Consider the following 12,110-nt stretch of genomic DNA (forward strand, 5'->3'; position numbering starts at 1 on the left):
TGCTCTTTTAATCTGTACCCGGAATCGATTAAATGTTAACTTGCTAAATTTAATTTTTGCCACCTATCTCATTTATACGTGAAAGATTGAAATTATCCCACACTCCTGTAAGCAAATATCCCATCTAAAAAAGGCTCAGGATTGACCTGAGCCTTTCAGCTGGTGATTGGAAAGCAAATCGTTTGCTTCCTTCAAATAATGACAATATGAATCTTTCTCAGGAACCTCAACATCTTCCAGCGCCTTTTCAATACGCTCGAAGTTGTCAATTAAATGCTCACTTTTCATCCCTCTGGACGTTAAAACGTTGTTCAGCCAAACAGCATAATCAGTAAAAATTTTAGGCATCTGCGCTTCATAGGCTGTGGCCAGGTGCTTTAAATGATGCTCATTATCTTCACGGCATTTCCGCTTTCCTGTCTCACCGTATTTTTCAAGCAGTTCAGGGTATTGCTCATATATGCCTTCCACCACTTGCATTATAATTTTATCGGAAATTTGCTTGTTCACTTAGCGACCACCTCATACTTTTTCACGGTCGGCACAATGGCTGCAAGCTCTTGATCAGGGTAGTTTTTCTCATGCTCATGCACCTTTTTAAAGGCGTCGCTTTGGACCCATTTCATATAATAATCTTTCGTTTCCCATTCAATTTGAACCGTAAGCTCTCCCTTTTTCTTTTCATTTTGAAGGAGCTGAAAGGAACGGAAACCTTCATACTGATCAACCATTTTCGATCTTGTTTTATAAATGGAAATGACCTCATCTGCTTTATTCTCAGGTACGTTAAATGTAGAATGAACAATATACAACGGTTCCATCTCCTCTTTTTGTATTCTCTTCAACCTAACATATATTCAGGCTGGAGCATACAACCTTGACAGGAAAGATTTTTCCAATCTAACCTTCAGTATAGGTATGAGTTACCAATTTCCCACATAAAAAAGAGGCGCAGACTGATCGGCGCCTCTTTCTTGTTGAATCTTATTCGTTCGGCTCAATCACGCCGTATTTGCCATCTTTTCTCTTGTAAACAACATTTGTCCGGTTCGATTCTGCATTCGTAAAGACAAAGAAGTTATGACCCAGCATATTCATTTGCAGAATGGCTTCTTCACTATCCATCGGTTTCAACGTGAAGCGCTTCGTTCTCACGACTTCCATCGTGTCTTCATCTTCCTCCTGAGTCTGAACGGCAGTCGGCGTCTCAACAGGATTCCCATTCGCAAACATCAGCTTAGCTGAATCCTGGTCACGAAACTTGCGATTAACCTTTGTTTTGTGCTTTCGAATTTGGCGCTCAAGCTTGTTCGTTACAAGATCGATTGCCGCATACATATCCTCATTATGCTCTTCGCCGCGAAGGACGAGATTCGTCATTGGGATTGTAACCTCCACCTTGGATTCCATATCACTGTAGTAGCTGAGATTCACGTGAACATCTGCATCCACGGACTCCTGAAAGTACCTTTCAAGCTTCCCAATCTTCTTCTCCACGTAATCTCTTAAAGCTGGAGTTACCTCAATATTTTCCCCTCTGACACTGTATCTCATTAAAAACTCCTCCTTTGTAAAGGATATGTAAACTTATTTCTACTTTCCCCTCTTGGATTCCTGCTCAAACGTAAAATTAGTGTGAAGGAATCGTGAAATTTGTAAAATCATGCAGAATGGTTAGGGATTTTGACCTTTTTGAAGGGATAGAGAAGGTATAGCAGCGTGCTCCAGCCCCCAATGCAGCCCGAAATCGGCTATTATACGGATTTATCGGCTATTATCAGAATTTATCGACCGCAATGAAAATATATCGGCTATTATTTTTATATATCGACTTTTCGACAATCTTCAAGACTCATCAAACAAAAAACCGCCTGGATTCCAAGCGGCTATTGCAAGATATACGGCTGAAGCCTTTTTTGTATGCCATCTTTCCACAATACAAACACAGGAGCCAGGCGATCTTTTAAATACGTTTCATACGTCAGCGGCTGAAAAAACATAAACTCCAAATGATCCAGTTCATTAATGACCTCATCAAACCTTCTGATTTCATGAAGCAGTAACGGATCCTCCTCCGCTACTGAATCCATAATCAGCACGTTTGAACTGTCAATGTGATAAAAAGCCCTCATAATATCAGAAAAAACCTTTTCTGCCTCTGTCAATTCAAGTTTATGAAAGCTCTCCAGCACATAATCCAGCCCTTCTTGAACTGTGTTCAGCAAGTGATAATAGAAATGATACAATTCAAAGCGCTCATACGCGTTCAAGTCATCCACCCTCGATATATAGGTCATTTATACTATATTTTATATCGGCTAAATGGAGGGATTGTTGATAGCAAGGAGCACATTAGATTAACATTATTATCCAAAAACACTTCATTTTCAAATGAGTTTATCAATCAGCCAGTGACCCAGAAAGGCAATTTGCACAGGGATCATGATAAGCGGCATGCAGCCATCAAAGCTGCAGCAGCCATCTGCACAGCCGTCGAGACAGCCATCTTTGGATTCTTTTTTCTTTTTTTTCTTGGGCGGTACAGGTTTTTTATATTTATTTTGATAATCTTTTAGAGAAGAAAAATAACCTTTTTCCATAATATCTCCCTTTTATTGAATGTAGATTGACAGTTAATCTGAATGGCTAGTAATATATCTATTTTCTACAAAAAGAACCTCTTTTAGCAGAGCGCTGTTGAGGTTCTTCTTGATTTTTATTTAGAGACATTATTACTTGATTCAGCAAAATAAAAGCCTTTATTATTCTGCAGCCAAACTTCCCGGTCTTTTTCATCCATATATGGCAGAATATAATCACGTACAAACCGATCAAATACTACAGGTCCTACTAAGTTATAAGAAGGAATCCGTTTTCTTTTTCCAGAGCGTGTAATTATAATAATATCTTCATAGATAATTCCACTAAGAGAAAAGAAATGCCGATCCATCCTAATTTCTTTGATGTCGCTAATATTTACTGTCCTTTTATTCTTTACGGCTGATGCAAGGGTTTTCCCTTTATTAATTATTAATATGGTTTTTCTTTTGCTAAAAAATCCCGGCGCTCCCCATAGGAATGTTATCAATCCAAAAGGCATACCAATAAAAGAAGTTGCTATATAAATTAGAGAATAACTGGATTCAAATTTAATGCCTTGAATAAATAATATTAGGCTTGCAATGAAAGTACCTAAAGTGGCAAGCAATCCCCATATAATATGAAAGTTTTTTGTTCTAATTTCAACTATGTTTTCCTTTATCTGAAAAATACCCTGCAAAGAATTATTCCTCCTTAAGTTTGCGCTGAGACAGTCTTTTTATTCAAAATTGCTTTTTCTACAAATTTATCATTGAAAGTCTGCAATGAAAAATTATTTTCAGCAGCACCAGTAATCATCCACGTATGTGATTCACCCGGTATAACAAATGTCACACTTATTATAAGGGGATTGTTATGTTCATCATACTCCAACTCTAGCATGCTATCCATCTTTCCTTTTCTATTGTAAAGGTCATTGGCAAATATACTGAGTTGAGCATTATTTTCTTGTTCAATTGAAACTTGAAGCTCTTCCAAAGTACCCTCACTAGACATATATAGGAGTTTTTCAAACTCTTCTTTATTCCAGTGAATTAATACTTTGTCATTTTCTTTCATTTCTTTCAATTCAAAAAAATCCGTAATTTTTTCATGGATAGAATAATCGGAGATATCCGTAATTCGGTGTACTTGGCCTTCATTTTACCATGTGTTAACTCCTTTATATGTAAAAGTTAATTTTATTTATATATTCCCATTTTAATAGGATAAAAAACCCAATTCATCCCATTATACATTTAAATCCATTATAAGGAAAAATAAATTCAGTTAGCAGTCCAAAAAGACTCATATCAACACATTTTATAGAGGAAAATATACCCAAATAAAAAAACTCCCTGCCCAAACCGGGAGAGAGTTTCACCTTATTTCCGTTTATCATAAAACATCCCATCCGCTTGAACGGACTGATAAGGGTTTACGTATTTGTTCGCCCCATCCTTGGTTTTTTTCAAGCGCTGCATGTCTGCCTGGATAATAGTTTTTACTATGCTCATTTTCTGAACGATCTCTTTGTTCCACTCATTAATCTCATGAAGCTGTTCTTTTTCGCGGTCTGTAAATGGAGCTGCAATTTGCTTCATGGCAGCTTCCCGCTCATTAAGCTTGTTGTCGATTTGCTGAATCAAGGTATCCCGTTCATCCTGTTTTGCAGGCTGATCAAGTAAATTCAGCAGCTGCGCTGTAAGGGTGTGAACCTCTAATACAGAGCTCATTAAATCGAGCCGCCCTGCTTGAATTGCGCTTGGCGGTTCATCTGGATCACTTGCTTCCATGTATCGCGGAATTCGGTCACATACCCTTCTACTTCATCCAGAATGCTTGTATCATTTCCAAGGTTTGCTTCCATAAGACGGCGGTTCATATATTCATAAAGGGACATCATATTTTTAGAAACTTTAAGGTCCATGTTTAAAGTAACCATAAGCTCTTGAATGATTTTTTGCGCTTTTAGAAGACTCGTGTTTTTGGCTTCGATCTGCTTTTGCTCCATAGCCGTACGCGCTTGTTTAATAAATTTTAAACAGCCATTATACAGCATGAGAGTCAATTCGCCAGGGGATGCGGTCGTCACAGAATTTTGCTGATAAGCCTGGTATGGGTTATTTACTGCCAAGTTGTTTCACTCCTCATTAATTTCCGCCGCCGAAGTTGGCTAGCTGTGCTGATTGTGCGTTGGCTCTTTGGATAGCTGATTCCATTGCCGAAAACTGGCGCCAATAGCGATCCTCGATTTGAACTAAACGGTCTTCGAATCGATCAATTTGTGTATCAAGGCTGTCTAAGTTTTTTCCAATGGAAAACTTTTGAGTCGTCATCAAGCTGTTTCCAGCCTTTGCTTCAACCTTTGTTATCGTATCTTTAATGGTAGCACGCAAGCGGCCGGCAAGACCTGATGTCTCAGGAGTTGTACCCTTCGCGTTAAACAGCTCAAATACCGCACTCGGATTGGCCTGGATTTTTTCACGCAGCTTTGTTTCATCGATAATGAGCTTGCCTTTTTCCATGTAATTGGACGTTGTTTTAATACCGATGTCAGAAAGCTGGGTATATCCACTGACATTTCCTGTACCAGTAACCGGTGCATAGAAATCCGTTCTCATTTTATTTAAACCTGATGCAAGAATGGAATCGTTTTTAAGGAGGCCGCTCTTAGCCTTTTCCTCCCACTGCTCAACCTGCTTATCTGAGAGGGACTCACGCTCAGTATCTGTCAGCGGCTGATAGGAACGATAGCGGTCTTCAGAAATCTCACCGTTGATTTTCCCGATAATTTCGTTGTATTTATCTACGAATTTAACGACTGAATCAACAATACTGTCAACGTCTGTTGTACTTGAGATGTTCACGGGCTCGGTTGTCTTTTGTTTTAAATTATATTCCACGCCGTTCATCGTAAACGTATTGGAGGCTTGATCCATTGCATATCCATTTAATTTTATCGTCGCGTTGCTTCCCAGTTTTGTTGGATCCTTCGCAAGGTCGTTTCCCGAAAAAGAAAATCCCAGGCTTTTCATAAAAGACTGTGTATTTGCATCTGTGGAAGAAATCGCCCCGCTCGCCCCTGTTTTACTGCTTGTCATAATGATACTTTCAAAAGTATCTCCCGTCACTTTAGCCTTTATAGCAGATACGCCTAGAGAGGACGAGTTGATTTTATTCAGTACTTGATCAAGTGTATCTCCAACTGCAATCGAGATTTTTACATCTCTTGGAGTAGAAGTACCAGGATCGGTTACCTTGAACATTAACTCCTTTGCACCTGCTTCAACAACTGGGGCTTTCGTGCCCTTCCATGAAGCGGAAGTTGCCAGACTGGTGACCTCAATAGAAGTAGAAAAATTAGCTCCCGCACTAATCGCTTTCGCACTAACCGCACCCTCATTTGAACTGCTGACTGCTTTCTTATTAAACGTGGATTGGAGCGCAAGTGAATTTTTATTAATCGGACTCAGCATATCATCCAATTCTTTAAGAAGCTTGTTCATGTCCCGGTAGTTGTCGCGCTGCCACTCAAACGTCGTTTTCTTTTGTTTTAGCTTATCGACACCCATCCGTTCTGCTTTCATTAAATCACTGACCATCGTATCGATATCCATTCCGCTTGCCAATCCGCCGATTCTCATTGCCACTATTGCTCACCGTCCTGTTTAGCTTTTTTCATCTATAAACAATCCCACAAATTCCGTCATCGCTGCATACATATCCAGCATCTTTTTATTGGGAATTTCACGAACAACCTCTCTTGTCACATCATCCACAACGGTCACATAATACTCGTTGAGCTTTTCATGAAGCACAAATTCCGTATGAGTATTGGCCGGCGCCATAAATTCATTTAAGCTCTCAACAATTTTCTCAAGCTTTTCTTTCGAAACCGGTGGAGTTTCCTTCACTTGATAAGCTGATTCAATGTCTTTTACAGGATTCGTTTTTACCGCTTCTGTGTCTTGCATACGAGGCATTGCTTGAGTCGAAATCGAATTTACAGCCATGGTGGACACTCCTCCATTTAATCATCTAAAACTTATATCGGAGAGTTTGGGGAGTTGTTGAGGGGAAATAGAAAAAACCTCCTTTTGGAGGAGGAGGTTAAAGATTCGTTCTTATTAAATTTTAAATTGTTCCTTGTTTATGAAAGGATCGATGTAATCTCTTTTGTATGTCATAAAATCTTGTTCATGAAGAACGTTGTAAGTTTTAATAAGCACCTTTTTATTTTGTTTAGTAAAAATCACCAAGTCATAATACAGCCAGGAACGTAAAGTAGCTCCCTTATGCTGGATCATGATATCTTTGATGTCTTTCATCTTGACATATTTGCCTTTAGATTCAATTCTCCCATTAGGTTCAGGAGCATTTTTAAAAAGAATTTTATCTTTGTTGAAGAAAACAGGAGCTGAATGAATGAGAAAAAAATGTGCCTGAAACACCGCCTAAAAACCCCAATAGACTATATTTCAAGCCTGAAATTAGAGAATCATAAGTAAACCAAAGACAAATCACTATTACAAAAACAGTAACGATCAACCCAATTCTAGACATTCTGGAATTTGCTTTAACTTCAATGATGTTATGGTTATTTAGTGATTCCAAACCATTCTCCCCCTTTCAATTTTCCTCATGATTCTATAAACTTCCCCACAAATATTCTTCATTAAATTAACAGTAAAGCAATTCAATTAAACTGATCCATATCTAGTTCGGAAACCTAAAAAGCACCCGCTATATTTATTAACGAATGCTTTCTATAAGTTAAAGAGTTCGAATTTTAATATTTTGAAAGCTGCTTGCCCCTTCTTTCAGGCATCCTAAACCATACATCCCATGTGTAAAAAGGCCATTTTCTGCCTCCAGCACTAGTTGGTTATTAATAAAAAAATGAAATACTGATCCGCTGCAATCAATACGAAACGTATACGTTATCCCATGTTCCCACTCAAAAGGAACCGCTTCCAACTTTTCATAACCAAAATCATTTCGGATCAATGATACTTTTCCTTCTCCATCGAACCCTGCAAGGTAATGCCGCATTATGCCCTGAGCCCGGAAAAGGATCAGATGGCTCGTTCCCTCCATAGGGGTAACGTCAACAGAATAGGAGTAATCAGCAGAATAGTAGTTCCCGGTAAACGAGGAGCAGCTATCCGCACATTTACAATTAAGGGCGTTCCCCTCCAAGCTCCACTCCCCCCTATGATGAGCAAAAGGGGTTACCGATTGAAATTCCCTGCACTGCTTGGAGAAATCGATTGTGTAATTGGCTGCTCCATAAATATGAAATTCATCGATAAAAAGCTTGCCGAAGGCCCGGTTATAGGATGGGGAGTCGCTGCTGATTTTGTAGCCGATTTCGTCGATGAGGGAGCCTTTTGTATCGGGAATGATGAATTTCACTTCATGCCAGGATTGGTTTTTCATTTGAATTGGAGCCAGGTCCTGTTCTTTTTTCGTAAAGGTATCGCGTACGTAAGGGGTGAGAATGATTTTTTCGCCGCGCCATTGATCGAGGAAGATTTGGGCTGAAGCGGTTTGACCGCTGTATGCTTTCGGTGAGAAGACCGGCTTGTATTTTTCATCGTTAAATTCTTCTCTTCGGTAAAATGGCTTCCAGAATACACGGCTGCTATCGCCGGAAATCATACGATCGAAAAGAATTTCGAGACTTCCTTTGTTCTGGAACCCTTTCTCTCGTGAGTGCCTTAGTATGGCTTTGAACGGATTGTTTGTTCGAAAACCATGCGTGGAACCTGGGAGAAGAAAATCAAAGTAAACTTCTCCGTGCTTTACGGCCTCTTTTAAATGACGAGGCGTTTCTTCGCGGCCCACCTGATATTTGAGCAGGGCAAGTTCCTTTACAAACGTGGGGATGTCTAAACTATTCAAGTAGCCTGAAACGCTGGAGGTGACGATCGTGTCGTTAATCGGTTTTCTGTAATGGGGAGGAATTTCTTTTAAACCGCTAAATACTCCGCAGATGGTTCCCACGTTCCCAGCATTGCAATCTGTATCCCAGCCGCACATTGTTGCAATCTCAACCGTCCTGGCGAGATTGCCGTTTCCGTATAGAAGGGAGAGAATGCATACGCCCGCGTTCGGGATGATATGGCATTCACCGGGGTATTTATGATAGCCCCACTCCTCCTCCACATAGTGATAGCAAAGGCGGAAATCATCCGGATTTCTTTTATAAAAGGAAATAACCGCTTTTGCGAGCCTTGCATATTCGCATTCTTCCGGAATCTGAGACAGTCCGCACTCTATAATTTCTTCCATAGAGTCTGCTGTAAAAGCGCGAGCAATGCAAGCTGCAATAAACCTGGCGCCGTACAATCCGTTTCCATCGTGGGAAACGCTTGCCGCTTTCTCTGCGTACTCTGCGGCCTTTTCCGGATTGCCTGGAAAAATCAGACCCCATGTATCGATAAATATCTGCCCGCCAATCTGTTCGGCAAGGACCAGCCCATTGAGTTCAGCCGAACCGGATTGCGGCGCAGGAATTCCTTTTTTCAGATTCGAGTAGGCACGATGCTCGGTACTGACCTGCTCTCCGCCCCACCAAAGCATTCCAATCCCTTCCCGGCAGTAATTGAGCCACGCTCTTCCCACATCATGCGGCTCAAGCTCGCGATCAACAGCATCATCCATTAATGCTCTTATAAAAAACACCGGTCCATTGGCATCGTCATCCGCTGAAAACATATTGTAGTCCTTTATATATCCTTTAATATCACCGTAAACGTCCCGTATTTTCTCATACGTCCATTCCCGTGGTTCAACAGGAGCCCCGAGCCGAATCCCGATGTTCATTCCAAGAAATCCTGCATACACCTTTTCGAGGTATTGTTCTGTCTGCAATCAGACCCCTCCCTTTTACTAGGTCAGGTACTTCTTTCTATAGGTATGCAGCTCGAGATCTTTGGCTATTATTTTTTTTGCTGTTTTTGCAAACCGGCTGGAAAGGCCGGCAAAATCCATTCGATTTGCTTTCTCCAGCTGGACTCGATCCTCCTCTTTGATCACTTCATCCCCATGCAGAGCTCCAAGTATAGCGCCGATCATGACACCGATGGAATCCGTATCCCGGCCTGAGTTGATGCCGTCATACATCGAAGGATAAAAGGCTCCGTCATTCAGAACGATAAAGGCCAGGGCCATCGGAAGCTCTTCAATGGAGAAAAGACGGCTCGGTGTATAGTGATTGGATGGCAGACCCGCTTTCCCTTCACTTCGGTGAACGTCATCTCCCATCGGAGAATAGTCTTTCATCACATGCTGCAGCAAGTCGACCACTTCATCCATATCTGCCTTTTTATCTCGCAACAGTTTTGCCTCCCGCGTTACAGCTATAATTGCCTGCTTTGTTCCATCCTTAGCGAAATGAATTGCTGTATCTACAATCCCTTCAACCGTTGTCCCATCTTCAAACGCCTTCGCCACACAGGCTGCTAGTACCCCTGCCGCTTCCAGTCCATAGCTGTTCTGATGACCCATCGCAAAAAGAATCGCTTCGTCGTAGGCACCTTTAGGATTTCCGGCATTAACGATCCCGACCGGCGCGATATACATAGCCGCCCCGCAATTGACCATATTGCCGATGCCGCCTTCTCTTGGCTCGCAGTTGGCCAGCGCATGGCGGGTGAAAATGTATTTTTCCGGATAAAAGAGGCGCTCAATCATGAGTGCCTCTCGTCCAAATTCAGGAATATACGTTTTGCGGTAGGCAATCTCTTTTACAAATTCATTCGCGAGATCGTAAGCATCCAAATGCCGCTCTTCTTTCATATAAACGCGCATCAAGGCGCCCATCATCAGTGTATCATCCGTAACAATGCTGAATCCTCTTTTCTTCCCCAGTGTCACCGCTGCATCCGCATTGGCTTTGTACCAGGGAATATTGAGGGACTCCACCCGTCCGTAAGCTGCCTTAATTTCCTGGTAGGACAATTTTTCAACAGCGGCACCGAGGGCATCCCCAAGTGCTGCTGCAAAAATTACGCCTTTCACGCGTACCTGAAATGGAATCATGATGTTGGCTCCTTACTTCAGTTTTCCGTTCACGAACTTCGTGATCTCATCTCCGCCCGCATTTTTCCACTCTTCCACAAACGTATCAAAATCGCTGATCGGGCGTTTCCCTGTGATGACATCGGCTGAAAATTCCTTATACAGATTTTCCGCTGCATCCCATTTTGCCGAAGACTCTTCATCCAAAATCACTTTGTTGTCCTCGCTGTAATATTGCTGCACCAGCTTTGCCGATTCTTCAGCAGGCTTGGATAGGAGCGGCGTTTTCAGCGTTTTTTCCGGTTTGAAATCCGCGGGTTCCCAGAATCGCGCGTACCATTCGCTGTAATATTTCTCCGTCAGTTGGATTTGGTCATCCGTAATTTTATAATGCTCATTTTCAAATCCAATGCGGTCCAGCATTTGTCCTTTAGGACTGGCAAGGTAATCGAGAACCTTAAAGGCCAGCTCTTTATTTTTAGATTGGGAGGAAATCGCGATCCCGCGGGATTCCTTTGAAATATCCGTTGCACCGTAGCCCTGGAACTCTCCTTTTGCCGGAGGAAGCACGGTCAGCTCTGCCTCTTTGCCATTCACCTGCGTCATTTTCCCGTTATAAATGTCAATTACCTTCCCGTTCGTTCCGACAAGTACCCCGGAATCTCCATCGTAAAAAGCTTTTTCCTTTGTATCCCATTGCTTTGTTGCAAACTGCTGATCTAGAAGGCCTTCCTTGTAAAGCTCACTGTAGAATTCAAGCTTAGCCTTCTCCTTCTCTGATACCTTCGCATACTCATACGTTCCGTCGCTCTTTTTCAGCCACGTTTGATTCAGCCCGAATGCCATGTTGAAGATATAATCCAGTTCCGCAATATCCCCGGCTGCCGTGATCGCATTTTTCGGCTTGCCTCCGCCAGGTGCTTTTTCAACAAGCTCTTTGAAAAAGGCTTTGTAATTTTCAGGTGTAGGGTCCGCCATGAGAGCCTTTGAAGATGACAGCTGATTGAACCAGTCACTGCGGATGACCGGTGTTTTTAAATCCAGCGGCTTGATCCACAGCAGGTAAGGATAATTTTTCATCCTCTTTTCATTGTATGGCTCCATGATTGATTTTAGATTCTTTGATTTTTCAATGTACGGCGTCAGATCCTCAAGCAGGTCCTGATCGGCAATTTGCTGATCGCCTCCCTGAAAATAGATCATGTCCGGAATGTCACCGCTGTAAAGAAGCAAATTCAGCTTTTCCGCATAATTCCCCTGCGGCATTTGAACAAGTTCAAATTTCACGTCCAGCTTCTCATCCTTTTTCAATGCCTTCTCCAAGTTGCTGAAGTACTTCTGAGTAGCCGGATTGGACGGATCCTCATCTTTCAGAACAAGCTTGATTGTGCCTTTCTTGCTTTCCGTCGTCGTTGCCTGATCATTTGAACACGCGGCCATTGTAAACATCATAACGGTTGCCGCAAACAAACCTGCTAGTTTTTTCATCCCTGTTCCCCCTT

At 41.8% G+C, this 12,110-nt stretch carries 14 protein-coding genes and 1 pseudogene; all 15 read right to left on the bottom strand.

Translation table 11 applies throughout. The features are described 5' to 3' along the window. Positions 1 to 135 precede the first annotated feature (135 nt). Positions 136 to 510, bottom strand: coding sequence for a globin family protein (locus J9317_RS17960; protein ID WP_347880540.1), 375 nt, complete (start codon positions 508 to 510; stop codon positions 136 to 138). Beyond that, positions 507 to 812 carry an antibiotic biosynthesis monooxygenase family protein gene (locus tag J9317_RS17965; protein ID WP_211561177.1) on the bottom strand — a complete coding sequence of 102 codons (306 nt, stop codon included), beginning with the start codon at positions 810 to 812 and terminating at the stop codon, positions 507 to 509. Before J9317_RS17965 ends, J9317_RS17960 begins: the two co-directional genes overlap by 4 nt. A gap of 172 nt (positions 813 to 984) precedes the next feature. Further along, positions 985 to 1,554, bottom strand: coding sequence for a ribosome hibernation-promoting factor, HPF/YfiA family (gene hpf, locus J9317_RS17970; protein ID WP_035404754.1), 570 nt, complete (start codon positions 1,552 to 1,554; stop codon positions 985 to 987). Positions 1,555 to 1,886: 332 nt separating this feature from the next. Next, complete coding sequence (locus tag J9317_RS17975; protein WP_211561179.1) at positions 1,887 to 2,270, bottom strand: DUF8042 domain-containing protein; 384 nt, start codon at positions 2,268 to 2,270, stop codon at positions 1,887 to 1,889. Between the two features lie 117 nt (positions 2,271 to 2,387). Then, positions 2,388 to 2,600, bottom strand: coding sequence for a hypothetical protein (locus J9317_RS17980; RefSeq protein ID WP_211561180.1), 213 nt, complete (start codon positions 2,598 to 2,600; stop codon positions 2,388 to 2,390). A 116-nt stretch (positions 2,601 to 2,716) separates the two neighbouring features. Beyond that, on the bottom strand, positions 2,717 to 3,280 hold the full coding sequence (locus J9317_RS17985; RefSeq protein WP_211561182.1) for a DUF5381 family protein: 564 nt from the start codon (positions 3,278 to 3,280) through the stop codon (positions 2,717 to 2,719). Positions 3,281 to 3,294: 14 nt separating this feature from the next. Continuing rightward, positions 3,295 to 3,729, bottom strand: a pseudogene (locus J9317_RS17990) (hypothetical protein); the annotation flags it as partial. 236 nt (positions 3,730 to 3,965) lie between these two features. Beyond that, a complete protein-coding gene (gene fliT, locus J9317_RS17995) occupies positions 3,966 to 4,316 on the bottom strand; it encodes a flagellar protein FliT (RefSeq protein ID WP_211561187.1) in 351 nt (116 codons plus the stop codon). Further along, on the bottom strand, positions 4,316 to 4,717 hold the full coding sequence (gene fliS, locus J9317_RS18000) for a flagellar export chaperone FliS (RefSeq protein WP_211561190.1): 402 nt from the start codon (positions 4,715 to 4,717) through the stop codon (positions 4,316 to 4,318). Before fliS ends, fliT begins: the two co-directional genes overlap by 1 nt. Positions 4,718 to 4,733: 16 nt before the next feature. Beyond that, positions 4,734 to 6,227: a flagellar hook-associated protein 2 gene (locus J9317_RS18005; protein WP_211562496.1), complete on the bottom strand. Its 1,494-nt coding sequence runs from the start codon at positions 6,225 to 6,227 to the stop codon at positions 4,734 to 4,736. A gap of 24 nt (positions 6,228 to 6,251) precedes the next feature. Continuing rightward, entirely contained in the window at positions 6,252 to 6,596 is a 345-nt protein-coding gene (gene flaG, locus J9317_RS18010; RefSeq protein ID WP_211561191.1) for a flagellar protein FlaG, read from the bottom strand. Positions 6,597 to 6,710: 114 nt separating this feature from the next. Next, on the bottom strand, positions 6,711 to 7,034 hold the full coding sequence (locus J9317_RS18015; RefSeq protein WP_211561193.1) for a DUF5381 family protein: 324 nt from the start codon (positions 7,032 to 7,034) through the stop codon (positions 6,711 to 6,713). A 322-nt stretch (positions 7,035 to 7,356) separates the two neighbouring features. Beyond that, a complete protein-coding gene (locus tag J9317_RS18020) occupies positions 7,357 to 9,459 on the bottom strand; it encodes an ADP-ribosylglycohydrolase family protein (RefSeq protein WP_211561195.1) in 2,103 nt (700 codons plus the stop codon). A gap of 18 nt (positions 9,460 to 9,477) precedes the next feature. Further along, positions 9,478 to 10,629: an ADP-ribosylglycohydrolase family protein gene (locus J9317_RS18025; protein WP_211561196.1), complete on the bottom strand. Its 1,152-nt coding sequence runs from the start codon at positions 10,627 to 10,629 to the stop codon at positions 9,478 to 9,480. 12 nt (positions 10,630 to 10,641) lie between these two features. After that, the gene (locus J9317_RS18030; RefSeq protein ID WP_211561197.1) at positions 10,642 to 12,096 is read right to left on the bottom strand and encodes an extracellular solute-binding protein; all 1,455 of its coding nucleotides are present in this window, start codon (positions 12,094 to 12,096) and stop codon (positions 10,642 to 10,644) included. Positions 12,097 to 12,110 lie beyond the last annotated feature (14 nt).

This window comes from Metabacillus flavus, from assembly GCF_018283675.1.
Classification (GTDB): domain Bacteria; phylum Bacillota; class Bacilli; order Bacillales; family Bacillaceae; genus Metabacillus_B; species Metabacillus_B flavus.